The sequence below is a fragment of the Streptomyces sp. NTD107 genome, from assembly GCF_059510435.1.
The window spans coordinates 365,586-392,079 of record NZ_JCAJZV010000003.1 but is presented as its reverse complement, the minus strand read 5'-3'; the positions used below and the strand labels follow the sequence as shown (position 1 = coordinate 392,079).

Genomic DNA, 26,494 nt, shown 5'->3' with positions numbered 1-26,494 from the left:
TCACCCGGCGCTGTTCTGCTTCTCCGTATCGGGCCCATGGAGGATGCCCGACAGATAGGCGCTCAGGAGTTCCTGCGGAGTGCGGGGGAACCGGCTGAAGCCCTCGTCCCGCAGGATGGCCGCCACCTGGTCGAGCGCTTCCCGGAAGCTCCGGCGGATTCTCTTCCGGGCCAGCAACAGGCCCACTCCCACCAGCGGGCGCCAGATGCCCCGGCCCCGCAGCCGTACGGTGATGTCCAGCAGCAAGTCGCCGTCCGCGCCCGGGCGTGGGGTGACCGTCGCGGTGGCGCGGGCCGGGCCGCCGGCGGCCTGCGCCGTCAGCGGCGGCGGGCCGTCCGCCCCGGTGGTCGCCGCCTGCCACCAGCGGGGCCAGTCCAGGTGCCCCTGGCCCGCCACCCGCCGTATCCAGCGGTTCACCACCCCTCGTCCCGACACCTCAAGGCGGCCCGGGTGCTCCGCGCTGCGGAACCTCACTTCCGCCGTGCCCTCGGGCCCGGCCATGTCGGGGCGGGCGGGTGCCAGTTCCAGCCGCAGCGCGCTCTCCGCCCGGCGGTCCCACGCCAGGACGGTGGTGGTCAGCGGGGCCACCCCGTCCAGCAGCGCCGTGAACCGCTCGCCCTGCCGCAGCCGCCGGGGCAGCGCCAGTTCGCCGCGTTCGGCGTACCGGCGGATCTCCTCGTCGGGCACCTCGTCGGCCTGGCACACCAGTTGGCTCTCGGCGATCTCGTGCACGGTCGGCAGCAGTCCTTCCCACTGCCTCCGGTCCATGGCCGGCAGGGTGATCGTATGGCGCAGACGTGTCATGTACGCCATCCTCCCGCAGCCGCAACCGCAACCGAACACGCCGCCGCCCGCCCGAATGGGGTATCCCCTGCTCGAAGAGCTTGGGGAGGGATCCGGGCGGGCGGCGGCGGCGTGACGTACGGGGGCGGGCGGCAGCCGCTACAGGCGGCTCAGTTCCCACAGCCGCCAGACGCCCGAGCTGCCCTGGAGGTGCTGGAGCCCGGTGATGTCCGGGGCGGCCACGACCAGCCGCTTCTCCTGCCAGATCGGCACGATCGTCGCGGCGTCCGCCGCCAGTTGGTGGATCGCGCGGAAGTTCTCATCGGTACGGCCCCGGTCGGACTCGGCCTGGGTCTCCTCGATCAGCCCGTAGATCTCGTCGTTGACGTACCCGGTCCGCATGCTGTCACCGGGGCCCAGCAGTGAGTCGGTGAACGTCGCCGGGTCCGGGTAGTCGGGGCGCCAGCCGATCAGATACGCCTCGAACTCCCCGGCGTTCTTCTTCTTGATGAACTCCTGCCATTCGAAGTACTGGAGCTCCACATCGAACAGCCCGTCGGCCTCCAGCTGCTGCTCGATCAGCTCGGCCTCCTCGTGGTTGGCCGCACCACGCGAGTAGGCGAGGGTGACGGGGATCGGCAGCTCGTAGCCGGCCGACTCCAGCCGGTCCGTCAGGTCCTGCGGGTCCGGGTCGTCGCCGTACAGGTCGTGGTACGGGGTGCCGTGCCCGGTGAAGCCCACGGGTATCAGGGAGTACAGCGGCTCCACCGTGTTGCGCTGCACCTGCCGGGCGATCGCCTGCCGGTCCAGGGTGGCCGCCGCCACCTGCCGCACCGTCTCGTCCGCCATCGGCGAGTCCGCGATGTGGGTGCTGAGCGTCATCACGCGGATCGAACCACCGGTGGACTCGTACACCCGGTAGTCGGGCGAGGCCGAGTTGATCTCGGCGACGACGTTGGGCGGCAGCTTGCCGTCCGCGACGTCGATCTCGCCCTTGTCCCACGCCTCCGCCAGCAGGTCCTCGGCCGAGGTGCCGTCCTCGTCCTGCACGAAGTACCGGATGTGGATGGGGAAGTCGGAGACCTGGTACGGGCCCTTGTAGTCCGGGTTGGGCACCAGTTCGGCGCTCACATCGGGGGTGAAGGACTTCAGCAGGTACGGCCCGGAGCCGTCCACCTTGCCGTCCGTGCGGACGTCCAGTTCCTCGTACTTCTCCCGGTCCACGATGGCGCCGGTCGTACCGGCCACGATGAACGGGAAGGTGGCGTCGGTGTGGCTCAGCTCGAAGATGATGTCCTGGCCGTCGACCCGGACCGCTTCCAGGCTGCTGAGCAGGGTGATCGGCCCGGAGTAGTTGAACTTGTCGTCCTCGGCGATGTTGTCGTCGTTCTCCTCGCGCGCGGCCCGGGCGCCCATGGCCAGGATCCGGTCGTAGGAGAACTTCACATCGTCCGGGGTGATCGTCCGCCCGTTGCTGAAGGTCAGGCCCTCGCGCAGGGTGCAGCGGTAGACGGTCAGTTCGGTGTCGGTGAACCCGCAGCTCTCGGCCGCGTCCGGCTCCGGCTCCTCCTTCCCCGGCACGAAGGTCAGCAGCGACTGGTACACATTGCTCATCAGATACCAGGCGGCGGCGTCGGTGGCCGCTCCCGGATCCACACTGGTGGGCGGGGATGTGCTGCCCACCACGATCGGGTCCTTGTTGCTCCCGCTCGGCCCGAACAGCAACCAACCGCCAAAGGCGCCCATGACCAGCACAGCTGCCAGCCCAATGCCTATGGCCCCTTTGGCTCTGATCCCTCGCACCCGCCGCGCCCTTCATCGGAAGACATGTCGCCGGCCAAGCCAATCACAGGGGCATATCCCTTGCACCACGCGGGAGACAACGGACCGGCCACAACTCGCCCCGTGATCAAGCGGCTACGGCCACCACATCTTCACATCCACCGCCCCCGCTACGGCGCCGCGGTGCCCGGCACATCGATCCGGAACTCCACCTCGACCGCCCGGCCGTCGAGGCTCACCGTAACGCTCTGCTGGCCCAGTTGGGGCGAGAACGCCGCCAGCAGATAGTCCCCCTCGGCGGGGGCGGTCACCCGGAAGCCGCCGTCCGCCGCGCTGCGGGTCTTCTCCAGCTGTCTGCCCCCGACCACGGCCAGCGTGACCACGGCCCGCGGCAGCGCCACCCCGAGCGAGTCGCGGACCGTGCCCCGGATGACCAGAGCGTCCCCCATGGCGGCCCCGGACTCCGATTTGCTCACTTTGCCCTCCTATGTCGATGCGCATCGTAGCTGTTGCGCACTCCATCTGTTCCCATGTCGTTATCCAAGACATCAGAGTGGGCCGAATAGTTGACCGACAGAAGAGGATGAGACGAAATTCGGACGGATGTCCGGTCCGGGCGCCGCCCCGCGAGCCGCTACGCGCCGGTCGCGGCCAGCTCGATGACCGTGATGTCCGGATCCGCCCCGACCCGTACCGGCGGGCCCCACGCCCCCGCGCCGCGCGACACATACAGCTGGGTGTCGCCGTACCGCTCCAGACCCGCCAGCGTCGGGTTGGCCAGATCCGCGAGGTAGGTCACCGGCCACATCTGCCCGCCGTGGGTGTGCCCCGACAACTGGAGATCGACGCCCGCGTCCACCGCGTCATGGATGAGCACCGGCTGGTGCGCCATCAGCACGCTCGCCCGCCGCTGATCCCGGTCGCCCAGCGCCGCCGCGAAGTCCGGGCCGCCGTGCGCCGTACCCTCGCCCTGGACGTCGTTCACCCCGGCGAGGTCGAAGAACGGCAGCTCCACCCGGGCGTTCTCCAGCGGGGTCATGCCCAGCTCCCGGACATGCTCCACCCACTGAAGGGTGTCCACGTAGTACTCGTGGTTCCCCGTGACGAAGTACGCGCCGTCCGTCGCCTCAAGCTCCGCGAGCGGGGCCGCCGCCGAGCGCAGATCGGACACCTCGGCGTCCACCATGTCGCCGACCACCGTGATCAGATCGGGCTGGGTGCGGTTGATGGCGTCCACGATCCGGCGGCTGTGCGAGCTGCCGAGTATCGCGCTGAGATGAATGTCACTGACCACCGCGATCCGGTAGCCGTGCGCGGCGCGCGGCAGCTTCGCCAGCGGGACCCGGACATGCTTGGTGGTCAGCTGCCGGAAGCGGTAGCTGCCGTAGCCGACCGTGCCGGCCGCCACCAGGCCGGCGCCGACCGCCACCGTACGGGCCACGAACTGCCTGCGGTCCGTCTCCGCCCGGTCCGGGGTGGTCGGCGCGTCAGAGGCATCAGAGGCATCAGAGGCGTCCGGGGTGCCGGAGGTGTCCGCCCGCTCCCGGGGCGCGTCGGGGAGCCCACCGGACCCCGCGCCCGCGCCCGTACCCGCGCCCGCCGCGACCGGCTCGCTCACCGGCTCGGCCTCGGTCTCCGCCCCGGTCCCGGTCCCGGCGCCGGCCCCGGCCCCGGCACCCGCCCGCCGCGCGTCGCGCCGCCGCAGCACCCGCAGCAACAGCGGACGCAGCACCTCACCCACCGCCAGCGCCAGCAGCAGGTACAGCAGCATCGCGATCCAGTAGCTGCCCGGCCAGGCCACCAGCCGCTTGACGGAGAACGGCACCCCCGCCGCACCGCCCCACTGGAACAGCACCGTGGTCACCGGCAGCAGCACGAGCGCTGCGGTGCCCACCCGCCGGTACACCCCGCCCGGGGCCGACACATCGGCGACGAGCCGTTTCCACAGATACCAGTGGACAGCGCTCAGCAGCAGCAGTCCGACAAGGGCCGCGACGATGGCCATGAAGAATCCAGATCCTCTCACTGACACAGGTTCATGAGTCAGGACGCAGAAACCGCCCGGAGCGATGACAGCCCCGACCCACGATCAGAACGATCTTCGCCCGGATGAACGTGCCGCCTCACCGGATCGGGCCCCCTGCACTCGCAGGCCCCGCACTCACTATGGGTAAGTTCACGGTGTGCCGATTCTGCGATCGCCCTCTTTTCCGATCATGGTCCGCCGTGGCCGCGTGCGCCGGGCGCTGGCGCTGCCGCTGACGGCCGCGCTGCTCCCGGCAGCCGCCCTGCTGCCCGCCGCCACCGCCACCGCCGCCGCCCCTGCCGCCCCCGCCACAACCGACGACAGCATCGTCATCGGCGGCGAACGGCTCGGCGCGAACGGCCCCCAGGTGTCCCTCGGGCCCGGCGCCCCCAAGCTGCCCGACGACATCTCCTCCCGGGCCTGGATCGTGGCCGACGCGGAGACCGGCGAGGTGCTGGCCGCCAAGAACGCGCACCACCGGCTCGCCCCGGCCTCCACCCTCAAAATGCTGTTCGCGGACACCCTCATCCCCAAGTTCGACGCGGGCGAGATCTACACCGCCGAACCCGAGCACTTCACGGGCATGGGCGAGGGCAGCAGCGCGGTGGGCATCGCCGACCACCAGACATACACCGTGGAGGACCTGTGGCACGGGGTCTTCCTCGCCTCCGGCAATGACGCCGTGCACGCCCTCACCGCCATGAACGGCGGCATGGACACCACCGTCGCCGAACTGAACGAGCGCGCCGCCGACCTCCAGGCCCTGGACACCCACGTGGTCTCCCCCGACGGCTACGACGCCGAGGGCCAGACCTCCTCCGCGTACGACCTCACCCTCATCGCCCGCGACGGCCTCAAGAACGACGACTTCCGCCGCTACGCCGCCACCGCCCGCACCGACTTCCCCGGCGGCGCCCCGGAGGAGGACGAGGACGGCAAGCCGGGCAAGCGCCAGTCGTACGCCATCCAGTCGACCAACCGGCTGCTGGTCGGCGACCGCGGTCTGGAGCCGTACGACGGGATCGCCGGGGTCAAGAACGGCTACACCACCAACGCCGGGCACACCTTCACCGGCGTCGCCGAGCGCGGCGACCGGGTGCTGCTGGTCACCTGCATGAACCCGTCCCAGGGCGACGGCCTCCAGGTGTACCGGGAGACCGCCGCCCTGTTCGACTGGGGCTTCGAGGCGGCCGGCTCCGTCGAGCCGGTCGGCGAGCTGGTGCCGCCGCTCAGCGAGATCGAGGCCGCCGCCCGCGAGGCGCAGCTCGCCGACGACGGCAAGAACGCCGGCAGCGGCACCCCCCTGGACGGCGACACCGCCGCCCACAGCGGCGCCCGCCCGGCGAGCATCGGCACCGTACTGGGCATCACGGGCGCGGCGCTGGTGCTGATGGCCGTCGCCGCCTACGTCTTTCACCGGCGCCACCCCCTGCCCACCATCGCGGGCCTGCCAGCACGTCTGCGCCGCTCCGCTCCTCCTCGCTGACCGCCGTCGCCGTCCAGGCGCAGCAGGCCAGCACCAGCCGGGCGATCAGGTTGATCCACACCAGCAGCGCGACCGGCGCCCCGAACGCGCCGTAGACGGTGCGGCCGGCGATGTGCAGCAGATAGCCGCCGAGCAGCAGCTTCAGCAGTTCGATGCCGACCGCGCCGACCAGGCAGGCGTCCAGCAGGGCGCGGCGCGGCGGCCGTACCCCGGGCAGCCACACCAGGACGTACAGCAGCAGGGCGAACGTCGAGGCGATGGCGAAGGCGTACGCGGCGGCCTGGAGCAGCGCCTGGGCGAGGCCGCCCTCGGTGACGCCGAGCCAGCCGGTGGCCCAGTGCACGGCGTTCATGGCGAGCGCGGAGGCGGTCAGCGAGACGATGACGACGGCGCCCAGGCCGGCCAGTACGCCGATGTCCTTGACCTTGCGCAGGATCGGGTTGCCGGCCGGGTCCGGGAGGTGCCACACGGTGCGCAGGCTGCCGCGCAGCGAGTCGATCCAGGAGGCGCCGGCGGGCAGCAGCAGAAGCAGCGCGGCGAGGCCCACGGCGCGGGCGCTGGTGAAGAACGACTGGAGGTCCAGTTGCTGGGAGATGCCGGGCACCTGGTCGGTGAACCAGTGTTCGACGCTGCTGACCTGGGAGTCGTTCAGGACGGTGGCGGCGATGGCGGCGGCCAGCGCGATCACCGGGAAGAGGGTGAGGAAGCTGGTGAAGGTGATGGCGGCGGCGAGCCGGGTCCAGGTGCGTTCCTCCAGGTGTTCCCACACCCGGTAGGCGCGGGAGGCGAACAGCGCGGCGAAGACCGGTCCTGCCCAGGGCAGCCGGGACAGCCGCTGCTCGATGGTGATGTCCCGCTCCCGTACGGTGCCGGGGTGCGCGCCGCCGATGCCGGTGGCGCCCGTCGCCGCCCTGGGGGTTTTCGGCCCTTTGCCCATGGTTGAGAACTGTAGGGCGGCGGGGCGGTGGGTCGGGCGGTTACACGGCGGTCTCGGGGGCGCGTTCCCGGGAGCCGGCGAAGTGGAACTCCCGCTGCAACCGCCAGGCGCCGTCCCGGCCCTGCTCGTACAGCGCGAACCCGGAGGCCGTCCAGGCCGCCTCGTACTCCGCCAGCTCACTCTCGGCGGCGTCCATCCGCTCCTCGGCGATGCCGTGCGCGATGGTCACATGCGGGTGGTACGGGAACTGGAGCTGGCGGGCCAGGGGACCCTGCGGGTCGCGGACCCGCTCCTGGAGCCAGCCGCACGCCGAGCCGCCCTCCACCACCTGGACGAACACCACCGGCGACAGCGGGCGGAACGTACCGGTGCCGTACAGCCGCATCGGGAAGGCGCGCCCGCCGGCCGCGATGGCCGCCAGATGCTCCTCGATCTCCGGGCGGGCCGCCGGCGCGACCGCGGTCGGCGGCAGCAGGGTGACATGGGTGGGGATCTTGGCGGCGGCGGCGTCACCGAAGTCCAGGCGGCAGCGCTGCAACCGACTGCCGTACGGCTCCGGTACCGCGATCGACACGCCCAGCGTGACGGTCCCCACAACCTGCTCCCTTCCTGCGGTGCCCGGCCGCCAGTGTGCCGGGGGGCGGGGTCCGTACGCGGCGGCCCGCCGTCCCTTTTCCGTCATCTTCCCAAGGTGCGCGCTCCCGAGGTGCGCGCGTGCGCGCGAGCGCGCGTGCGACGGCTCAGGACCGCAGCGGCAGGAACCCGACCCGGTCGTACGCGGTGGCCAGCGTGTCGGCCGCCACCGCGCGGGCCTTGGCGGCGCCCTTGGCGAGCACCGCGTCCAGCTCGGCCGGATCGGCGAGGTATTCCTGGGTGCGCTCCCGGAACGGCGTCACCCAGTCGGCGACGATCCCGGCGAGCTCCGTCTTGAGCGCACCGTACAGCTGTCCGGCGAACTTCTCCTCCAGCTCGGGCACGGTGGTGCCGGTCAGCGCCGAGTGGATGACCAGCAGATTGCTGATGCCGGGCTTCCCGGCCGGGTCGTAGCGGATCTCGGTGCCGGTGTCGGTGACCGCCGACCTGACCTTCTTCGCGGACGCCTTCGGCTCGTCGAGGAGGTTGATGATGCCCTTGGGCGAGGACGCCGACTTGCTCATCTTGGCGGTCGGGTGCTGGAGGTCGTAGATCTTCGCCGCGTCCTTGAGGATGTAGGCCGCCGGGATGGTGAAGGTCTGGCCGAACCGCCCGTTGAAGCGCTCGCCGACATCGCGGGTCAGCTCGATGTGCTGCCGCTGGTCCTCACCGACCGGCACCTGGTCGGCCTGGTAGAGGAGGATGTCGGCGGTCTGGAGCACCGGGTAGGTGAACAGCCCCACCGTGGTGGCCTCGGCGCCCTGCTTGGCGGACTTGTCCTTGAACTGCGTCATCCGCGACGCCTCGCCGAAGCCGGTGAGGCAGTTCATCACCCAGGCCAGCTGGGTGTGCTCGGGCACATGGCTCTGCACGAACAGGGTGCAGCGCTCCGGGTCGAGCCCGGCGGCCAGCAGCTGGGCGGCGGCCAGCCGGGTCGCGGCGCGCAGCTCGGCCGGATCCTGCGGGATGGTGATGGCGTGCAGATCGACCACCATGTAGAAGGCGTCGTGCGTGTCCTGGAGCGCTACCCACTGGCGGACGGCGCCGAGGTAGTTGCCGAGGTGGAACGAGCCCGAGGTCGGCTGGATTCCGGAGAGCACGCGGGGACGATCGGTTGCCATGCCGCCCATTGTCTCAGGCGTTCGCCGCTTCCTGTCCCGGGTGTACCAGGCGGTGCACGGTGTACCGCGGCTGTCCGCTGACCGGACGTTCGCCCGCGCTTTCTTCCGCGTCCCGGCCACCGGCGCCACAATCGGCGGCGGATGATCCCCGTCACAGCCGCCGGAAGATCACAGGAGAGCTGCCCATGATCGTGAAGCCGTCCAGGTCGTCAGCCGGACTGATCAGCGCCGCCGAGGCCCACAGCGCCCACAACTACGCCCCGCTGCCGGTGGTGATCGCCTCGGCGCGCGGCGCCTGGATGACGGATGTGGAGGGCCGCCGCTATCTGGATCTGCTGGCCGGCTACTCGGCGCTCAACTTCGGGCACGGGCACCCGCGGCTGATCGCCGAGGCCAGGGCGCAGCTGAGCCGGCTGACCCTCACCTCGCGGGCGTTCCACCACGAGCACTTCGCGGCGTTCTGTGCGGGGCTGGCCCAGCTGTGCGGGATGGAGCTGGTGCTGCCGATGAACACCGGGGCGGAGGCGGTGGAGACGGCGGTCAAGACGGCGCGGGCGTGGGGCTACCGGGTGAAGGGGGTGCGTCCGGGGCGGGCGAAGATCGTGGTCGCCGAGCAGAACTTCCACGGCCGGACGACGACGATCGTCAGTTTCTCGACGGACGAGGAGGCGCGGGCGGACTTCGGCCCGTACACCCCGGGGTTCGAGATCGTCCCGTACGGGGACCTGGCGGCGCTCGAAGCCGTCATCGACGAGGACGTGGTGGCGGTGCTGCTGGAGCCGATCCAGGGCGAGGCGGGGGTACGGGTGCCGCCGCCCGGCTATCTGGCGGGGGTGCGGGAGCTGACCCGGGCCAGGAACGTGCTCTTCCTGGCGGACGAGATCCAGTCCGGCCTGGGCCGTACCGGGGCGACGTTCGCGTGCGAGCACGAGCATGTGGTGCCGGACATGTACATCCTGGGCAAGGCGCTGGGCGGCGGGGTGCTGCCGGTGTCGGCGGTGGTGTCCTCGGCGGCGGTGCTCGGGGTGCTGCGGCCGGGCGAACACGGGTCGACGTTCGGCGGCAATCCGCTGGCGTGCGCGGTGGCGCTGGAGGTGATGGCGATGCTGCGGGAGGGCGAGCCGCAGCGCCGGGCGCGGGATCTGGGCGAGCAGTTGCACCACGAGCTGGCCGGGTGGGTGGGTGCCGGGGCGGTGACCGCGGTGCGCGGGCGCGGCCTGTGGGCCGGGGTGGATGTCGATCCGGCGCTCGGTACGGGGCGGGAGATCGCGGAGCGGCTGATGCGGCGGGGGGTGCTGGTGAAGGACACCCATGGCTCGACGATCCGGATTGCGCCTCCGCTGGTCATCTCGGAGCGGGATCTGGGGTGGGCGCTGGAGCAGTTGCGGGCGGAGCTGATGGGCTGACCCGGGCTGCCCGCGGCCCGGGGCGGGGCGGGCCGACCGGGGGCCGGGGCGGCCGGGGGCCGGGGCGGCCGGGGGCCGGGGCGGCCGGGGGCCCGGCCCGGCCCGGCCCGGCTACCGGGTCAGTCGCCGATCCGGGCGATGGACCCGGTGAGCAGCCGTACCAGGGCCGCGTTGTCCACGTCCGTCACGACCTCGACCGGCGGCGGCTCGGCCGCCGACTGGCCGGGCCGGTGCCGCAGCCGGCCGGGGGTCCAGCGGATGGACTTGCCACGGGTGAGCGAGCCGTGCAGCTCGATGCCCACCGCGTAGCGCCGGGTCCGTACCAGCGACGGCTCCAGGAGCAGCGCCACCGTCAGCGGGTCGTGCAGATAGCAGCCCGGCAGGCCGCGGGTGGCGGCCGAGTAGCCGATCCAGGCCCGCGCCCAGGGGCTGACCGCCGCCCGTACCCGGGGGTCGGTGGCGGCGTCGACCGCCGCCCAGTCGTCGAGGGTGAGCTGGGTGCGGGTGGTGACGTCCAGCGGGACGAGGGTGATGTTCGCGCCGCTGGTGAGCACCGCGTGGGCGGCCTCCGGATCGACCGCGAAGTTGGTGTCCACGGGCTGCCCGTCGACGTCGAAGGCGCCGCCCATGATGACGATCCGGCCCACCTCGGCGGCGAAGCCCGGGTGGAGCCGCATGGCGAGTGCCACGTTGGTCAGCGGGGCGATCGCGATCAGCGTGATCCGGCCGGGCTCGGCCCGTACCAGGTCCACCAGCGCCTGCGCCGCCGACGGCGCGGTGTCCGGGCGGAGGTACGCGCGGGGCGGGGGCACATCCTCGTAGAGCCGGGCCAGCTCGGGGTCGGTGACCGGCCGGTCGAGGTGGGCCCGCCAGTCGGGTCCTGACTCGGTGAGGGCCCGCTCGGCGCCGCCGTGGACGGGGATGTCCGCGCCGAGGTCGGCGAGCAGGGTACGAGCGGCGGCGTAGCCGACGTCGCGGTGGGTGTTGCCGGAGACGACGGTGACGGCGGCCAGGTCCAGGCGGTCGCGGGCGGCGACGGCGAGGGTCAGGGCGAGGGCGTCGTCGACGTTGGCGCCGGGGACGCCGTTGCCCGGGTCGCAGTCGATGACGAGCCGCTGCCGGGCACCGGGGGCGCTCGGGAGGGCGTTCGGGAGGGCGGTCACCGGGCGTCCGCCAGGGCGTTGAGGTCGCGGCCCCGGGTCTCGGGGGCGAGGAACGTGGTGCCGAAGCCGATCGATGCCATCAGCAGGAAGTATGCGGCGATGGGCCACCAGTGGCCACTCCAGGCGAGCAGGGCGGCGGCGATCATCGGGGCGGTGCCGCCGGAGAGGATGGCGCCGAGTTCCTTGGCGAGGGCCATCTTGGTGTAGCGGTTGCGGGCGCCGAACAGTTCGACGCCGTAGGCGGCCTGCACGCCGAAGATGCCGAGGGAGGCCAGGGCCATGCCGACGACGATGACGGTGAGCACGATCCACGGTTCGCGGCTCTCCAGGAGGGCGAAGGCGGGGATGGCGTAGATCATCAGGGCGAGGCAGAAGGCGCGGTAGGTGACGCGCCGGCCGAAGCGGTCGGAGGCCAGGCCGGCCAGCGGGATGACGGCGAAGCCGACGAAGGAGGCGACCAGGACGGCGGTGGTGGGCACCGACTTGTCGACGCCGAGGGCCTTGGCCACGTAGCCGATGAGGAAGCCCTGGGCGAGGTAGGAGGGGCCGTTCTCTCCGATGCGCAGCCCGAGCATGATGAAGAACGCCTTGTTGCGGGCGAGGAACGACGCGTGCGCCCGGCCCTGGTCGGCCTGCTCGGCCTGCTGAGCCCGTTCGGCCTGTTCGGCCTGTTCGGCCCGTTCGGCTTGTTCCGCGCGGGCGGCCCGGGTGGTCTGGGACGCCTCGGCGAGCGCGTCCTGGTGGGCCTGGAAGACCGGGCTCTCCTGGAGGTTGCGGCGGATGACGAGGGCGACGACGGTGATGAGGAAGGAGCCGAGGAACGGCAGCCGCCAGCCCCAGGACATCAGGTCCTCCTCGGGGAGGGTGAGCACGAGCAGCCAGACGCCGGAGGCCAGCAGGGTGCCGCTGTTGGAGCCCAGGCCGATGACGGAGGCGACCAGGCCGCGGCGCCTGGTGGGCGCGTACTCGGCGAGCATGACGGCACCCCCGGACAGTTCGGCGCCGGCGCCGAAGCCCTGGGCGAGCCGCATGAGGACGAGCAGGGCCGGGGCGAGGACGCCGATCTGCTCATAGGTCGGGATCAGCCCGATGAGGGTGGTGGAGACGCCCATCAGGGCGACCGTGGTGACGAGCACGATCTTCCGGCCGCGCCGGTCGCCGAGCCGGCCGAAGAAGACGGCGCCGACCGGCCGGGCGAGGAATCCGACGGCGTACGTGGCGAAGCCGAGCAGCAGGCCGACCGCGGCGGAGTCGCCGGGGAAGAAGACCTCGCCGAACACCAGTCCGGCGGCCAGGCCGTACAGGGCGAAGTCGACGTACTCCATGGTGGTGCCGAGCCAGATCGACAGGACGGCGCGGCGGAAGCGGGAGCGGCCTTCGGGGGTGTCGAGCTGGAGGTCGGCGGCGGCCTGGGGCGGGGGCGCCGCCGTGGTGCCGGGGTGGTTGAGGGTGGTGGTGTCCACGGGGATGGCTCAGATCTGTCGCAAGGGGGGAGCGGGGACGACAGTGGCCCCTCGGGGACGCCCAAGGTGGGGCAGAGAGCCACCAGTGCCGGGTAAGCCCTGGTGCTCGGCACGAGCCTCGGCGGCGACAGAAACCGGACAGTAAATTCCGGGCAAAGCGCCGGCGAAGAGATCGGCCGGCCCGTAGAGCGGCGGCGGGGCGCAGCGGGCCACCGTCCCTTGGGCGGGGGCCCGGGCGGGGGCTAGGGTGGGCCTGGGTATCTTGATGACGAGATATTGAGATCCCAGAACGACCCAGCCGGCCCGGAGGGACAGACCGTACCCATGGCAAAGATCAAGGTAGCCAACCCCGTCGTCGAACTCGACGGCGACGAGATGACCCGCATCATCTGGCAGTTCATCAAGGACAAGCTGATCCTTCCGTACCTCGACGTCGAGCTGAAGTACTACGACCTCGGCATCGAGCACCGCGACGCCACCAACGACCAGGTGACGATCGACGCGGCCGAGGCGATCAAGCAGTACGGGGTCGGCGTGAAGTGCGCCACCATCACCCCGGACGAGGCGCGGGTCGAGGAGTTCGGCCTCAAGAAGATGTACCGCTCGCCCAACGGCACCATCCGCAACATCCTGGGCGGTGTCATCTTCCGCGAGCCGATCATCATGGAGAACGTGCCGCGGCTCGTCCCCGGCTGGACCAAGCCGATCGTCGTCGGCCGTCACGCGTTCGGCGACCAGTACCGCGCCACCGACGTGAAGATCCCCGGCGAGGGCACCCTCACCCTGTCCTTCACCCCGAAGGACGGCTCCGAGCCGATCGAGCTGGAGGTCTACGACTTCCCCAGCTCCGGCGTCGCGCTGGCCATGTACAACCTGGACGACTCCATCCGCGACTTCGCCCGGTCCTCCTTCCGGTACGGCCTGGAGCGCAACTTCCCGGTCTACATGTCCACCAAGAACACGATCCTCAAGGCCTACGACGGCCGCTTCAAGGACCTGTTCCAGGAGGTCTTCGACGCCGAGTTCAAGGCCGAGTTCGACGCGCGCGGGCTCACCTACGAGCACCGGCTGATCGACGACATGGTCGCCGCCGCCCTGAAGTGGGAGGGCGGCTACGTGTGGGCCTGCAAGAACTACGACGGTGACGTGCAGTCCGACATCGTCGCCCAGGGCTTCGGCTCGCTGGGCCTGATGACCTCCGTGCTGATGACCCCCGACGGCAAGACCGTCGAGGCCGAGGCCGCGCACGGTACGGTCACCCGCCACTACCGGCAGCACCAGCAGGGCAAGGCGACCTCCACCAACCCGATCGCCTCGATCTTCGCGTGGACCCGGGGCCTGGCCCACCGTGGCAAGCTCGACAACACCCCCGAGGTGACCGAGTTCGCGCACAAGCTGGAGCAGGTCTGCATCGAGACCGTCGAGGCCGGTCAGATGACCAAGGACCTGGCGCTGCTCATCGGCAAGGACCAGCCGTGGCTGACCACCGAGGAGTTCCTCGCCGCCCTCGACGAGAACCTGAAGAAGAAGATCGCGGCGACCGCGTGACGCGATAGCGGCACGGCAGCACGGCAGTACGGCAGTACCGTGCGGGCCCCGGAACGGCACCGGGGCCCGCACGCGGGATTCCACCACCACACGGCAGGAAGCGGAGAAGGCCAGAGATGTCCCAGACCCCCGTCAACGTCACCGTCACCGGCGCGGCCGGCCAGATCGGCTACGCGCTGCTCTTCCGGATCGCCTCCGGCCAGCTGCTGGGCCCCGATGTCCCGGTCCGGCTGCGGCTGCTGGAGATCACCCCGGCGCTCAAGGCCGCCGAGGGCACCGCCATGGAGCTGGACGACTCGGCCTTCCCGCTGCTGTCCGGCATCGACATCACCGATGACCCGAACGTCGCCTTCGCCGGCACCAACGTCGCGCTGCTGGTCGGCGCCCGCCCCCGTACCAAGGGCATGGAGCGCGGTGATCTGCTGGAGGCCAACGGCGGGATCTTCAAGCCGCAGGGCAAGGCCATCAACGACCACGCGGCGGACGACATCAAGGTGCTGGTGGTCGGCAACCCGGCCAACACCAACGCGCTGATCGCCCAGGCGGCGGCCCCGGACGTCCCCGCCGAGCGCTTCACCGCGATGACCCGGCTCGACCACAACCGGGCGCTGACCCAGCTGGCCAAGAAGACCGGCACGCCGGTCTCCGAGATCCGCCGGCTGACGATCTGGGGCAACCACTCGGCGACCCAGTACCCCGACATCTTCCACGCGGAGCTGGCCGGGAAGAACGCCGCCGAAACCGTCAACGACGAGGCATGGCTGGCGGATGAATTCATTCCCACCGTCGCCAAGCGCGGCGCCGCCATCATCGAGGCGCGCGGCGCCTCGTCGGCCGCGTCGGCCGCCAACGCCGCCATCGACCACGTCCACACCTGGGTGAACGGCACCGCCGCCGGTGACTGGACCTCGATGGCGATCCCCTCGGACGGCTCGTACGGCGTTCCCGAGGGCCTGATCTCCTCGTTCCCGGTGACCACTTCGGGTGGTACGTACGAGATTGTCCAGGGGCTGGAGATCAACGAGTTCTCCCGTACCCGGATCGACGCCTCCGTCCAGGAGCTCGCGGACGAGCGAGAGGCCGTGCGCGCACTGGGCCTGATCTGACCGGTTGGGCATATCCTGCGGAATGCGGCCCGGCCCGATGGCGCCGGGCCGCACCGCCGCCCAGCTGAGAAGGCCGAAGGAACGGACACCATGCGGAAGAGCCGGCGCGTCCTGATCACGGGAGTCGCGGTGCTGGGCCTCACCCTGAGCGGCGGCGGCTGCGCTCTGCTGGACGAAGGGGTGGCCGGCGCCGGCGAGGGGCCCGAGACCCGGATCGCGATAGCCGTCCCCGACTGGCCGGGCGGGCAGGCGAACGCGGCGGTGGTGGCGTACGTCCTGGAGACCGAACTGGGCGTCGGCGTGGACCAGCTCCCGGTGGACCAGGCGCGGGCCTGGGACAGCCTGAACAACGGCACGGTGCAGGCGGTGCTTGAGGACTGGGGCGGGCTGCCGGAGAAGACGGAGCTGTACGTCCGGCAGAAGCGCAGCGTGGTGGACGCCGGCGATCTCGGGGTCACGGGCCACATAGGGTGGTTCGTGCCGAAACGGTTCTCCGACGCGCACCCCGAGGTCCTCGACTGGCAGAACCTCAACGACTTCGCCGACGCCTTCAACGGCGAACTCCTCCAGGCCGACCCCGCCTACGCCACCTTCGACGCGGCGATCATCGAGGAACTGGGCCTGAACCTCACCCCGGTCACGGCCGGCAGCGAGAACGCCCTGCTGAACACCATCACGGAGGCATCGGCCACCGGCAGCCCACTGCTGACCTACTGGTGGCAGCCGCACTGGCTGAACGCCGAGGTGGAGATGGCGGAGATACGCCTCCCCCGGCACACCCTGGGCTGCCAGAGCGACCCGGCCACCGTCGCCTGCGCCTACCCCGACCTGGCCCCTCGCAAATACCTCAACGCCACCTTCGCCCAGTCCGACACCCCGGCGGCGGACTTCCTGCGCGCCTTCCGCTGGACGACGGACGAACAGAACGAGGTCGCCCGCCTGATCGAGGCCGACGGCCTGTCCCCGATGGCGGCGGCCGAACGCTGGCTGACCGAGAACCCCGAGAAGCTGGCCGAATGGTTTCCGGAGCCGCAGGACTGACGTCGCGGGAGGGCGGCGCGGTCAACCGGGGCCGGGAACGCTACTGCACCTCACCCCCGACCCCCGACCGCCCGGCCGGCACCCCGACCAGTTCCACGATGACCCGTTCCCGTACCGGCTCCCCGTACACGGCGACCACCGCGTCCGTGATGGCGGCGATCAGCCGCCCGGTGGCATCGGGGTACTCCGGGTGCTGGAAGGCGCCCTCGCGCATGGTGAGCACGACGAACGGCTCGTTCTCGGTGGCGACCACCCCACCGACTCCCCGCCGCCCGGCCGGAATCCCGAACAGCTCGACCACGACCAGCGGCCGGAAGAACTCCCCGAACACCCCGATGACCGCTTCCGTAAGCTCCTTGATGAGCCGCGGCTCCGCCGTGCCGTCCAGTTGCGCCTCGTCGATGTGCACCTGGTAGTGCGGCATGGAGACTCCCTCGCATCAGAAATACCTTTGATGACAAAGCTAAAATCCGAGGTGCGCGATGTCAACCCACAACGATGAACCGGACGTGGACGAGGCCGTCAGAAAACTGCTGCTGCTGATGCCCCGGATGGTCGGCCGCGCCAAACGGATCCAGGTCCCCGCAGCGCTCCAGTCGATGGCCCTGGCCCCGCGCCATCTGTCACTGCTGTCCTACCTGCTGTTCGACGGCCCCATGACGGTCAACGACCTCGCCACCCGCCTGGAGGTGGCCCCCACCACGGTGAGCCTGATGGTCGGCGAACTGACCCGCAAGGACATCCTGGAACGCCGCCCCGACCCCACCGACCGCCGCCGCCGCATCATCAGCATCACCGACCCCATGCGCCCCGCCATCACCCAATGGCTCTCCCCCGGCGCCACCGCCTGGCGCAAGGCCCTGGCCCCCCTGACCCCCGACCAGCGCCAGCTGTTCGTCCACACCCTGCGCGCCTACGAAGCCGCCCTGACCTGGGAGGACGACGCGGCCGAAGCGCATCCCAAGGATTGATCGCGCTGGAACCGTTCCCGTACCGGTCGGCAGCCAAGGCGCGCATAGCGCTGTCGGCATGGCCTTGCGCGCCGCCTCAGCCGCAGGGGCGTACTCGATGCGATAGCCGCTCACGCGGCCTCCGAGCCGGCCTCATCGCCTGCGGGGAGGCAGCCGGAGTGATCCCCGACCTCCAGTCTGCGGCCACTGCGCATTCCTTCCATTCGGTGAATCCCCGCCGATGAACGGGCTTCGCGCGTACGTTTCCTATACGGCAGCTGATCATCGAAGCGGAAGACGGACAGCGCGACATGAGATTCGGCGGCGCTGTACCGGGCTTCGATGCCGTCCGTTCCGCGCAGTCTCCGCAAGTGCTCCAGCGAGATAATGAATCCGGGTGGACAGCGTGAGCGCGGTATCCTCCACCGCTTCGCGCCGTCGGGTGACGTCCGAGTCCGGGTCGCCGAGCAGAAAGCGGATCCGGACACCGGCCTGGGCCTTCTTCCGGAGGGCTGCGGAAAAGTTCGGATGGTCCAGCCACAGAAAGTAGTTGGTGTATCCGGCGAAGGTCAGTTCATGCCGCGCGTCCGAGATCAGCGACCGCCACACCGAGGACGGGCACGCGGACCGGTAAGGATAGACCGAGACGACCTCACGGTCCGGCCCCGTCTTCATCACTGCCTTCGCGGCGGCGGGCCACAGCACAGACTCCTCCACTCTCAGGCGTTCAGCCACCGCCACCCGCGTTCGCGGGTGGGGGACCCGCCCCTCATACAGCCACCGTTCACCTGTACGGTCCTCGACTTCGCAGGACCGCGCCAACTGGTGGGCGGACATTCCCGCTTCAGAGATCGCACGCCTTAGCGCCTCATTCAACGTCACTCCTTCGTCAGAACTGACACTTCTGAGGCTAGGGAGAAAGTGTCGGAACTGCCGCCGGAATGACGTGGTTCTGACCGGAAGGGTGAGAGAACGTCGGCCTTTCACGACGGAGCCCCGACGACGGATGGAGGCCGTCCCGGAGCGTGGTCAACGCTGAAAGGAGCGTCAACATGACGAAGGCCAAAGCGGGATCGACCGGAACGGCGGTGCTGGAGGTGCGTCGGCAGGCCGTGCTCACGGTGGCCCGGGAGAATCTCGCCGATGCGGAGGGGCTGCGGCTCGACTCGGCTTCCACCGAGGAACTCACGTACCACTTCTGCGTTCTCAAGCGCAGTCTGCGCGAGGTCCTCGCGGAGGTGACGCCGTGACGGCGCGGGTGGCCGTGCTTGTTCCGGTGGACGGGGAGGCGCGGACGGTGGTGCTGTCCGTGGTCGAGGCGGAGTTGCCGCACGCCCGGCTGTGCCACGCGCTCAGCGGGGAGCCGGTGCCCGGTGGGGCACCCGAGTGCCGGTTTGATCGCAAGCTTGATCCTCGGCGGCGGGCCTGGGCAGGCATGAGAAAGCCCCCGGGGCCGGTACGGGAGGGGACCGGCTCCGGGGGGATCTGAGGGGGTGGGTGGGTCAGGGGCGGCGGGGGGTGGTGGCCGCCGGGGTGCGGTCGGCTTCTTCCAGGGCCGCCATCGCCTCTTCGATCAGCCGCTCCTCCGTGCGGCGCCGCTCCGCCGCGAGGTACGCGGCCCGTTCGGCGCGGAACTGTTTCAGCGTGGCCACCGCCATCGCGATCATCACCAGGCTGAACGGCAGGGCGATGATGATCGCCACCGTCTGAAGGGTGGTCAGCGCGTCACTGCCCGCGGCCACCAGCAGGGCGATGGCCACCGTGCCCTCCACCAGCGACCAGAACACCCGGCTCCAGCGCGGCGGCACCGGGTCGCCGCCCGAGGCCAGCATGTCGACCACGTACGAGCCGGAGTCGGAGGAGGTGACGAAGAACAGCACGATCAGCAGCATCGTGATGCCCGCGACCAGCGCCCCGCCGGGGAAGTGGTCGAGCAGGGCGAACAGCGCGCTGTCCTTGTCCACACCGTCCGGGCCGACCATGCTGCCCGGCTCGGCGCGCTCCTGCTGGACGGCGGAGCCGCCGACCACCGAGAACCAGAAGAAGGTGAGCGCGCAGGGCACCAGCAGGACGCCGCCCACGAACTGCCGCACCGTGCGGCCCTTGGAGACCCGGGCGATGAAGATGCCGACGAACGGCGCCCAGGAGATCCACCAGCCCCAGTAGAAGACGGTCCAGCCGCTGACCCAGTTGCGGCCCTCCTCGCCGTGCGCGGCGCCGGTGTCGAAGCTGAGGGAGGGCAGCGACTGGAGGTAGTTGCCGATGTTCTCGGTGAAGTCCGAGAGCAGCAGGGTGGTGGAGCCGGCGATCAGCAGGAAGGCCATCAGGCCGAAGAACAGCACCATGTTGATGTTGGACAGCCACTTCATGCCCTTGCCGAGGCCGGACAGCACCGACAGCAGCGCCAGCATGGTGATGCCGACGATCAGCGCCACCTGGAGCGCCGTACCCGGGTTGTCCGCCCAGCCGAGGAAGTCGGCGCCGGCGGATATCTGGAGCACGCCGAAGCCCAGCGAGGTGGCGACCCCGAAGATGGTGCCGACCAGTGCGATGACGTCGATGACGTCGCCGGCCCGGCCCTTGACCCGGTCGCCCAGCAGTGGCTCAAGCGCCCAGCGGATGGACACCGGCCGGCCCTTGCGGTGCACGGCGTAGCCGACCGCCAGGCCGACCACGACGTAGATGGCCCAGGGGTGGATGCCCCAGTGCAGGAAGGTCTGTGAGAACGCCGCCTGTGCGGCCTCCGCCTCATCGCCGTTCACGCCGGGGCGGGGGGAGTCGTAGAAGGTCAGCGGCTCGGCGACGCCCCAGTAGACGAGGCCGATGCCCATGCCGGCGGCGAACAGCATCGCCAGCCAGGAGGCGGTGGAGAAGTCCGGCTTGTCGTCGTCCTTGCCGAGTTTGATGTCACCGAAGCGGCTGAGTCCGACCCAGATCACGAAGATCACGAAGAGTGAGACCAGCACCATGTAGTACCAGCCGAGGTTGCCGACCACGTCCGAGTTGAGGTTCTTCACCACGCGGTTGGCGGCGTCGTCCCAGATGATGGCCCACAGCACGAACACCCCGATGATCGCGATCGAGGGCCAGAAGACCCAGGGTGCGATCGTGTGGAACCACGGCTGTGGTTTCACCGGTGATGGTGGCGTGGGTTTCGGGTCCGACATGCGTTTCCCCTCTGGGCGGTGCGAAAGGCCGTGCGAACGGCCTGGTCAACGTGTCGCGCCTGCCCGAAGGCGAAAGATGTATGTGTCACGGTTCGGTTTCCGTGCGGAGACGAATCCCACACGGCGGACGTCAGAAGCCGCCGCCTCCCCCGTCCCCGCCGCCACCGCCACCGTCGCCACCGCCACCGCCGCCGTCACCGCCGGAGCCGTGGCCGGAGTCGGTCCCGGAGTCGGCGCCGGCCGCGTAACCGCCCCCGCCCCCGTCCGAGGAGTGGCCGCCCCGCCCCCGCGCACCGGTGGCCGCGCCGGCGGCCCCCATGCTCCGGATGACCAGGAACAGCACGGTGCCCGCGAACAGGACGATCACGAACGGAAGCACGATCGCGAAGATCCCGATCCACATGTGCGCCCCCCTTTCCCTGCCCCGTCTCTCCCCCGCCCACGAGCCCGCAAGCGGCCCGTCGTCGCCCTGTGACGGTGCTGTGACGGGTCCGGGACCGCTGTTGTCCGGTGTTATCCGGCCGAGAACCGCAGCACGTCGTTGAAGAACGGCACCTCAAGCCACGGCTTCGGCTGCGCCATCAGCGTCAGCAGCACGATCGTGGTGCCCAGCAGCCCGTACGTGACGATGTCGGTGGTCCGCGAGCGGACCGCGAGCATGCCCACCTCGGGCAGCCAGGCGCGCAGCACCGCGCCCGCCAGCACCGCCCCGCCGACGATCAGCAGCCCGACCCGGAAGTTGCTCAGGGTGACCAGCAGCCCGACGAGGGTGCCGCCACCCACCCCCACCAGCGGCCACTGCCGTATCGCCGCGGGCGCGCTGCCGGGCGCGGTGCGCCGGCCGCCCTCGGGACGGGCGGTGTCGCGGGGGCCGTACTTGTCGGACGGGGTGCCGCCGCCGCCCACGGTGGCGACCTTGCGGACCCGGCCGATCCAGCCCCGTACGGTACGGGGCAGCAGGGGTCGGGTCATGCGGCCGACCGCCGCTCCGCCGCCTCGACCACGTTGCGCAGCAGCATCGCGCGGGTCATGGGGCCGACGCCGCCGGGGTTCGGCGAGAGCCAGCCGGCCGCCTCCGCCACGCCCGGGTGGACGTCGCCGACGATCTTGCCGCTCTCGTCCCGGCTGACGCCGACGTCGAGGACGGCCGCGCCCGGCTTCACGTCCTCGGGCTTGATCAGGTGCGGCACCCCGGCCGCCGCCACGATGATGTCGGCGGCGCGCAGCTGTGCGGACAGGTCGCGGGTGCCGGTGTGGCACTGGGTCACGGTGGCGTTCTCGGTGCGCCGGGTGAGCAGCAGCGGCAGCGAGCGGCCCACGGTGATGCCGCGGCCGACGACGGCGACCTGGGCGCCGGCGATCTCCACGCCGTGCCGGCGCAGGAGTTCGATGATGCCGTTGGGGGTGCAGGGCAGCGGGGCGGGCTCGCCGAGCACCAGCCGGCCGAGGTTGACGGGGTGCAGGCCGTCGGCGTCCTTGTCGGGGTCCATGAGGGCGAGGACGCGATTGACGTCGATGCCGCGCGGCAGCGGGAGCTGCACGATGTAGCCGGTGCAGTCGGGGTCCTCGTTCAGTTCGCGGACGACGGCCTCGATCTCCTCCTGGGTGGCGGTGGCGGGCAGCTCGCGCTGGATGGACGCGATGCCGACGGCAGCGCAGTCGCGGTGCTTGCCGGCCACGTACTTCTGGCTGCCGGGGTCCTCGCCGACGAGTACGGTGCCGAGCCCGGCGGTGATGCCGCGCTCGCGGAGGGCCTGGACCCGGGTGGTGAGGTCGGACTTGATCGCCGCGGCGGTCGCCTTGCCATCGAGAATCTGCGCGCTCATGACCCCTATCCTCGCGGATGCGGGGCCGTGCCCTCCAATCGCCCGCCGGGAACCCTGGACAGGGGGCGGGTGGGCACGATCAAATGACGGGCGCCATTGTGTACAAAATGAAGATCCGAGAGGGTTGTTGACCGCATGAGCACTCCGGCTCCGGCTTCGCCGACGCCTTCGCAGATGCCCGGCCGTACGCGTTCCGCCCGCGGGGTCTCGTACGGGGTGGCCGCTGTCACCCTGCTGATGGCCCTGATCTCGCTCCAGGCCGGCTTCGGGGACGAGGAGACCCTGCGCGAGCTGGAGCTGACGGCCGGCCCGGTGATCACCCTCGGGCTGATCTTCCTGGCGTACGCGGCCACCGGCATCGCGCTGGCCGCCCGCTTCGCCCGGGGCGGGGCACGGGTGCGGATCGGCGGCATCGTGTGGGGCTCGGTGGGCGTGGTGCTGGGCTTCGGCACCGGGACGCTGGGCCTTGTGGTGCTCGCGGCGTCGGTGGTGGTCGTCGTGCTGCTGGTCATGGGGGACAGCCGCGCCTGGTTCGCCCGGCCCAGGGACTGACGCAACCCGCTGGGTGCGCGGGGGTGTTGGGCGGCGCGTTATCAACTCGCGTAGAAAAAGTCATGAGCACGTCATCTGAGCGCTCAACAATCTGTCAGGAACCCCCACATCCCTACGGGAGGCACCCTGATGGTTACCCGCGTCCGACGGCGCGCGGCAGTGCTCATCACCGCACTGTGTACCGCGCTGCTGTTCGTTCTCCTGGGCCAGCCGGCCACCGCCGCACCGCCCAACATCCCCTCCGCCGCCACCGCCCGCACCGAGCTGGCCGCCCTGCGCGTCGCCGCCGAGGGCTCCATGACCGGCTACTCCCGCGACCTCTTCCCGCACTGGACCTCCTCCGGCGGCTGCACCACCCGCCAGACCGTCCTCAAGCGGGACGGCTCCAACGTGGTCGTGGACGGCAACTGCCAGCCCACCTCCGGCACCTGGTACAGCCCGTACGACGGCATCACCGTCACCGCCGCCTCCGGCGTGGACATCGACCACATCGTGCCGCTCGCCGAAGCCTGGCGGTCCGGCGCCAGCACCTGGACCACCGACACCCGGCGGGCCTTCGCCAACGACCTGTCCAACCCGCAGCTGATCGCCGCCAGCGCCAGCTCCAACCGCTCCAAGGGTGACTCGGATCCGGCCAACTGGAAGCCGATGACCTCCTACCAGTGCACCTACGCGCGCATGTGGATACGCGCCAAGTACCGATGGGACCTGAGCGTGGATTCGGCCGAGAAGAGCGCCCTGACAAGCATGCTCAACACCTGCTGATCATGGTCAGATGTCGGGTATGAGTGATTCACCGAGCACCCAGAGCCAGGACAGCGAACGGTTCACGACCTTCAAGCCGCCGCGCGGCGGGGTCATGACCAAGGAAGTCGGGGCGATCAACGGCGAACTGGAGCTGCACACCAGAGCCGACGAGGACGGTGTCCTCCATCTCCGGATCCGCTACGCGGGCGCCAATGAGTGGTACACGCTGGAGGGCGCGCCGTACCAGCTGTACGACGCGCGCGACGCCGGTGTCCTGCACGACATCCTCATCGAACTGCTGCACCGCCCCCAGCCCTGACGGCCCGGCGACGGCGGACGGCCGCGCTTCCGAAGCGGAAGCGCGGCCGTCCGGCACAGAGCCGTTCCATCAGTGGAAGAAGTGCCGCGTTCCGGTGAAGTACATCGCCACCCCGGCCGCCCGGGCCGCCTCCATGACCTCGCCGTCCCGCTTCGAGCCACCGGGCTGCACCACCGCGCGAATCCCGGCCGCCGTCAGCACCTCCAGGCCATCGGCGAACGGGAAGAACGCGTCCGACGCCGCGTACGCGCCCGCCGCCCGGTCCTCGCCCGCCCGCTGCACCGCGAGCCGCGCCGAGTCCACCCGGTTGACCTGACCCATCCCCACGCCCACCGTGGCGCCGTCCTTGGCCAGCAGGATCGCGTTCGACTTCACCGCGCGCGACGCCCGCCACGCGAACGCCAGCTCGGCCAGCTCCGCCGCGTCCAGCGCCTCGCCCGCCACCAGCGTCCAGTTCGCCGGGTCGTCCCCGTCCGCCTGGAGCCGGTCGGCGACCTGGAGCAGCGTGCCGCCCTCCAGCGGCCGGTACTCGCCGGCCCCCGCCCCCGCCGGGGCCCCCGGGGCGCGCAGCACCCGGATGTTCTTCTTGCGGGCCAGTACGTCGACGGCGCCCGGCTCGTACCCCGGGGCCACGATCACCTCGGTGAAGATCTCCGCGACCTGCTCGGCCAGCGCCACCGACACCGGACGGTTGACGGCGATGACGCCGCCGTACGCCGACAGCGGGTCGCACGCGTGCGCCTTGCGGTGCGCCTGCGCCACATCGGCGCCGACCGCGATCCCGCACGGGTTGCTGTGCTTGATGATCGCCACGGCCGGCGCCTCGTGGTCGTACGCGGCGCGCCGGGCGGCCTCGGCGTCGATGTAGTTGTTGTAGCTCATCTCCTTGCCGTGCAGTTGCTCGGCGGCCGGCAGCCCGGTGCCGGAGCCGTCCGCGTACAGCGCGGCCCGCTGGTGCGGGTTCTCGCCGTAGCGCAGCACGCCCTGCCGGGTGAACGTCAGCTGGGCGGTGGCCGGGAAGTCCTCGGTGCCGCCGCCGGCCGCGTCCTCGCTCTGCCGCGCGAACCAGCCGGCCACCGCCGCGTCGTACTCGGCGGTGTGCGCGAACGCCTCCGCCGCCAGCGCGCGCCGCTGCGGCAGCGTGAAACCGCCCTCGGCGACGGCGGCCAGCGTGTCCGCGTACCGCTCCGGGTTGACGATCACGGCCACCGACGGGTGGTTCTTGGCGGCGCCGCGCACCATCGACGGGCCGCCGATGTCGATGAGCTCCACGCACTCGTCGAAGGACGCGCCGGAGGCGACCGTGTCCTGGAAGGGGTAGAGGTTCACGATGACCAGATCGAACGCCTCGATCTGAAGCTCCGACAGCTGCTGCCGGTGCTCGGGGCGGCGCAGATCGGCCAGAATCCCGGCGTGCACCCGCGGGTGCAGGGTCTTGACCCGGCCGTCCAGCATCTCGGGGAAGTTGGTGACCTCCTCGACCGGGGTCACCGGTACCCCGGCGGCGGCGATCGTCTTCGCGGTGGAGCCGGTGGAGACCAGCGCCACCCCGGCGGCGTGCAGGCCGCGGGCCAGCTCCTCCAGACCGGTCTTGTCGTACACGCTGACCAGCGCCCGGCTCACCGGGCGCTTCGTACCTTCTTCGGAGGTCACGGGATGGAAACCTTTCGTCCCTCGATGCGGTATCCCTCGCGGGCGAGACGGCCCACGGCGTCGACGAGCAGGGAGCGTTCGACTTCCTTGATCCGCTCGTGGAGCGACGCCTCGTCGTCCTCCTCGCGGATGTCCACGGCACCCTGGGCGATGATCGGGCCGGTGTCCACCCCGGCGTCGACGAAGTGCACCGTGCAGCCGGTCACCTTGACGCCGTGGGCGAGCGCGTCCCGTACGCCGTGGGCGCCGGGGAAGCTCGGCAGCAGCGCGGGATGGGTATTGATGAATCGCCCGCCGAACCGGGCGAGGAAGGCCGGCCCCACGATCTTCATGAAGCCGGCCGAGACGACGAGATCCGGCTGGTACGAGGCGACCTCGTCGGTGAGGGCGCGGTCCCAGTCGGCGCGGGTGGGGAAGTCGCGCAGCCGGCGCACGAACGCCGGCACCCCGGACCGCCCGGCGCGCCGCAGCCCCTCGATGCCGTCGCGGTCGGCGCCGACCGCGACCACCTGTGCTCCGTACCAGCGGGGGCCGAGGGCGGACTGGGCGTCCAGCAGGGCCTGGAGGTTGGTGCCGGAGCCGGATACCAGGACGACCAGGCGTGCGGGATCCTTCGGCTGCGGTGCTGGGGCCACGGCGGGAATCTTCCTTGAGCGGTGGGCAAAGCGCGACAGGGCCGTCGGCCACCGGTCACCATACCGGCATACCGGGCCTCCCCCGTGCGACGGGTGAGGCCGGTCCCAGGTACGGTCGTTGCCAGCGAACCGTGGACGAAGGGGACAGCC

The 26,494-nt window shown here is 71.0% G+C and carries 27 protein-coding genes; 10 read left to right on the top strand and 17 right to left on the bottom strand.

Going from position 1 to position 26,494, the window contains the following annotated elements; all coding sequences use genetic code 11:
* From AC5WRL_RS09400 to AC5WRL_RS09385, 4 genes are all read right to left on the bottom strand, one after another.
* A complete protein-coding gene (locus AC5WRL_RS09400; RefSeq protein WP_496087906.1) occupies window positions 1–804 on the bottom strand; it encodes a hypothetical protein in 804 nt (267 codons plus the stop codon).
* 138 nt (window positions 805–942) lie between these two features.
* A complete protein-coding gene (locus AC5WRL_RS09395; RefSeq protein WP_496087905.1) occupies window positions 943–2,469 on the bottom strand; it encodes an ABC transporter substrate-binding protein in 1,527 nt (508 codons plus the stop codon).
* A 266-nt stretch (window positions 2,470–2,735) separates the two neighbouring features.
* Complete coding sequence (locus AC5WRL_RS09390) at window positions 2,736–3,041, bottom strand: carboxypeptidase-like regulatory domain-containing protein (RefSeq protein ID WP_496087904.1); 306 nt, start codon at window positions 3,039–3,041, stop codon at window positions 2,736–2,738.
* Between the two features lie 158 nt (window positions 3,042–3,199).
* On the bottom strand, window positions 3,200–4,570 hold the full coding sequence (locus tag AC5WRL_RS09385) for a metallophosphoesterase (RefSeq protein ID WP_496087903.1): 1,371 nt from the start codon (window positions 4,568–4,570) through the stop codon (window positions 3,200–3,202).
* A gap of 211 nt (window positions 4,571–4,781) precedes the next feature.
* Here AC5WRL_RS09385 and AC5WRL_RS09380 point away from each other — a divergent pair, with 211 nt between their 5' ends.
* On the top strand, window positions 4,782–6,077 hold the full coding sequence (locus tag AC5WRL_RS09380) for a D-alanyl-D-alanine carboxypeptidase family protein (protein ID WP_496087902.1): 1,296 nt from the start codon (window positions 4,782–4,784) through the stop codon (window positions 6,075–6,077).
* On the opposite strand, the gene AC5WRL_RS09375 is transcribed toward AC5WRL_RS09380, so the two are convergent.
* The 3 genes from AC5WRL_RS09375 to trpS form a co-directional block, all read right to left on the bottom strand.
* Complete coding sequence (locus AC5WRL_RS09375; protein ID WP_496087901.1) at window positions 5,959–7,014, bottom strand: YihY/virulence factor BrkB family protein; 1,056 nt, start codon at window positions 7,012–7,014, stop codon at window positions 5,959–5,961. The two genes, AC5WRL_RS09380 and AC5WRL_RS09375, sit on opposite strands and share 119 nt — an antisense overlap.
* 40 nt (window positions 7,015–7,054) lie before the next feature.
* Window positions 7,055–7,609, bottom strand: a complete 555-nt coding sequence (locus AC5WRL_RS09370) for a 2'-5' RNA ligase family protein (RefSeq protein ID WP_496087900.1) — start codon at window positions 7,607–7,609, stop codon at window positions 7,055–7,057.
* Window positions 7,610–7,754: 145 nt separating this feature from the next.
* Window positions 7,755–8,768: a tryptophan--tRNA ligase gene (trpS, locus tag AC5WRL_RS09365; protein WP_496087899.1), complete on the bottom strand. Its 1,014-nt coding sequence runs from the start codon at window positions 8,766–8,768 to the stop codon at window positions 7,755–7,757.
* Window positions 8,769–8,953: 185 nt separating this feature from the next.
* On the opposite strand from trpS, the gene rocD reads away from it, so the two are divergent.
* A complete protein-coding gene (rocD, locus tag AC5WRL_RS09360) occupies window positions 8,954–10,174 on the top strand; it encodes an ornithine--oxo-acid transaminase (RefSeq protein ID WP_496087898.1) in 1,221 nt (406 codons plus the stop codon).
* A 119-nt stretch (window positions 10,175–10,293) separates the two neighbouring features.
* On the opposite strand, the gene AC5WRL_RS09355 is transcribed toward rocD, so the two are convergent.
* Window positions 10,294–11,337 carry a nucleoside hydrolase gene (locus AC5WRL_RS09355; RefSeq protein ID WP_496087897.1) on the bottom strand — a complete coding sequence of 348 codons (1,044 nt, stop codon included), beginning with the start codon at window positions 11,335–11,337 and terminating at the stop codon, window positions 10,294–10,296.
* Window positions 11,334–12,800, bottom strand: a complete 1,467-nt coding sequence (locus AC5WRL_RS09350) for an MFS transporter (RefSeq protein ID WP_496087896.1) — start codon at window positions 12,798–12,800, stop codon at window positions 11,334–11,336. The genes AC5WRL_RS09355 and AC5WRL_RS09350 overlap by 4 nt, the downstream gene beginning before the upstream one ends.
* Before the next feature lie 324 nt (window positions 12,801–13,124).
* Here AC5WRL_RS09350 and AC5WRL_RS09345 point away from each other — a divergent pair, with 324 nt between their 5' ends.
* From AC5WRL_RS09345 to AC5WRL_RS09335, 3 genes are all read left to right on the top strand, one after another.
* Complete coding sequence (locus AC5WRL_RS09345; protein WP_496087895.1) at window positions 13,125–14,348, top strand: NADP-dependent isocitrate dehydrogenase; 1,224 nt, start codon at window positions 13,125–13,127, stop codon at window positions 14,346–14,348.
* A 116-nt stretch (window positions 14,349–14,464) separates the two neighbouring features.
* Entirely contained in the window at window positions 14,465–15,454 is a 990-nt protein-coding gene (locus AC5WRL_RS09340; RefSeq protein WP_496087894.1) for a malate dehydrogenase, read from the top strand.
* Window positions 15,455–15,544: 90 nt separating this feature from the next.
* On the top strand, window positions 15,545–16,495 hold the full coding sequence (locus AC5WRL_RS09335) for a glycine betaine ABC transporter substrate-binding protein (protein WP_496087893.1): 951 nt from the start codon (window positions 15,545–15,547) through the stop codon (window positions 16,493–16,495).
* 40 nt (window positions 16,496–16,535) lie between these two features.
* On the opposite strand, the gene AC5WRL_RS09330 is transcribed toward AC5WRL_RS09335, so the two are convergent.
* Window positions 16,536–16,919, bottom strand: coding sequence for a tautomerase family protein (locus tag AC5WRL_RS09330; protein ID WP_496087892.1), 384 nt, complete (start codon window positions 16,917–16,919; stop codon window positions 16,536–16,538).
* A 58-nt stretch (window positions 16,920–16,977) separates the two neighbouring features.
* Between AC5WRL_RS09330 and AC5WRL_RS09325 the strand changes: the two genes are divergently transcribed.
* Complete coding sequence (locus tag AC5WRL_RS09325) at window positions 16,978–17,466, top strand: MarR family winged helix-turn-helix transcriptional regulator (RefSeq protein WP_496087891.1); 489 nt, start codon at window positions 16,978–16,980, stop codon at window positions 17,464–17,466.
* Between the two features lie 261 nt (window positions 17,467–17,727).
* Here AC5WRL_RS09325 and AC5WRL_RS09320 read toward each other — a convergent pair whose 3' ends face one another.
* Entirely contained in the window at window positions 17,728–18,180 is a 453-nt protein-coding gene (locus tag AC5WRL_RS09320) for a hypothetical protein (RefSeq protein WP_496087890.1), read from the bottom strand.
* 317 nt (window positions 18,181–18,497) lie between these two features.
* Between AC5WRL_RS09320 and AC5WRL_RS09315 the strand changes: the two genes are divergently transcribed.
* Window positions 18,498–18,695, top strand: coding sequence for a hypothetical protein (locus tag AC5WRL_RS09315; protein ID WP_496087889.1), 198 nt, complete (start codon window positions 18,498–18,500; stop codon window positions 18,693–18,695).
* A 252-nt stretch (window positions 18,696–18,947) separates the two neighbouring features.
* Here AC5WRL_RS09315 and AC5WRL_RS09310 read toward each other — a convergent pair whose 3' ends face one another.
* The 4 genes from AC5WRL_RS09310 to AC5WRL_RS09295 all read right to left on the bottom strand — a co-directional run bounded on the left by AC5WRL_RS09310 (window position 18,948) and on the right by AC5WRL_RS09295 (window position 22,438).
* Window positions 18,948–20,579, bottom strand: coding sequence for a BCCT family transporter (locus AC5WRL_RS09310; protein ID WP_496087888.1), 1,632 nt, complete (start codon window positions 20,577–20,579; stop codon window positions 18,948–18,950).
* A gap of 163 nt (window positions 20,580–20,742) precedes the next feature.
* Complete coding sequence (locus AC5WRL_RS09305; RefSeq protein ID WP_496087887.1) at window positions 20,743–21,015, bottom strand: hypothetical protein; 273 nt, start codon at window positions 21,013–21,015, stop codon at window positions 20,743–20,745.
* A gap of 110 nt (window positions 21,016–21,125) precedes the next feature.
* Window positions 21,126–21,584, bottom strand: coding sequence for a DUF3017 domain-containing protein (locus tag AC5WRL_RS09300; protein WP_496087886.1), 459 nt, complete (start codon window positions 21,582–21,584; stop codon window positions 21,126–21,128).
* The gene (locus AC5WRL_RS09295; protein WP_496087885.1) at window positions 21,581–22,438 is read right to left on the bottom strand and encodes a bifunctional methylenetetrahydrofolate dehydrogenase/methenyltetrahydrofolate cyclohydrolase; all 858 of its coding nucleotides are present in this window, start codon (window positions 22,436–22,438) and stop codon (window positions 21,581–21,583) included. The genes AC5WRL_RS09300 and AC5WRL_RS09295 overlap by 4 nt, the downstream gene beginning before the upstream one ends.
* 135 nt (window positions 22,439–22,573) lie before the next feature.
* Here AC5WRL_RS09295 and AC5WRL_RS09290 point away from each other — a divergent pair, with 135 nt between their 5' ends.
* The 3 genes from AC5WRL_RS09290 to AC5WRL_RS09280 all read left to right on the top strand — a co-directional run bounded on the left by AC5WRL_RS09290 (window position 22,574) and on the right by AC5WRL_RS09280 (window position 24,056).
* Window positions 22,574–22,990: a hypothetical protein gene (locus AC5WRL_RS09290; protein WP_496087884.1), complete on the top strand. Its 417-nt coding sequence runs from the start codon at window positions 22,574–22,576 to the stop codon at window positions 22,988–22,990.
* A gap of 129 nt (window positions 22,991–23,119) precedes the next feature.
* Window positions 23,120–23,755 (top strand): HNH endonuclease family protein, encoded by a 636-nt coding sequence (locus AC5WRL_RS09285; RefSeq protein ID WP_496087883.1) that lies wholly within the window; start codon window positions 23,120–23,122, stop codon window positions 23,753–23,755.
* 19 nt (window positions 23,756–23,774) lie between these two features.
* Complete coding sequence (locus AC5WRL_RS09280) at window positions 23,775–24,056, top strand: hypothetical protein (protein WP_496087882.1); 282 nt, start codon at window positions 23,775–23,777, stop codon at window positions 24,054–24,056.
* Between the two features lie 69 nt (window positions 24,057–24,125).
* On the opposite strand, the gene purH is transcribed toward AC5WRL_RS09280, so the two are convergent.
* Entirely contained in the window at window positions 24,126–25,709 is a 1,584-nt protein-coding gene (gene purH / locus AC5WRL_RS09275; RefSeq protein ID WP_496087881.1) for a bifunctional phosphoribosylaminoimidazolecarboxamide formyltransferase/IMP cyclohydrolase, read from the bottom strand.
* Window positions 25,706–26,353, bottom strand: a complete 648-nt coding sequence (gene purN / locus AC5WRL_RS09270) for a phosphoribosylglycinamide formyltransferase (protein WP_496088006.1) — start codon at window positions 26,351–26,353, stop codon at window positions 25,706–25,708. The genes purH and purN overlap by 4 nt, the downstream gene beginning before the upstream one ends.
* Window positions 26,354–26,494 lie beyond the last annotated feature (141 nt).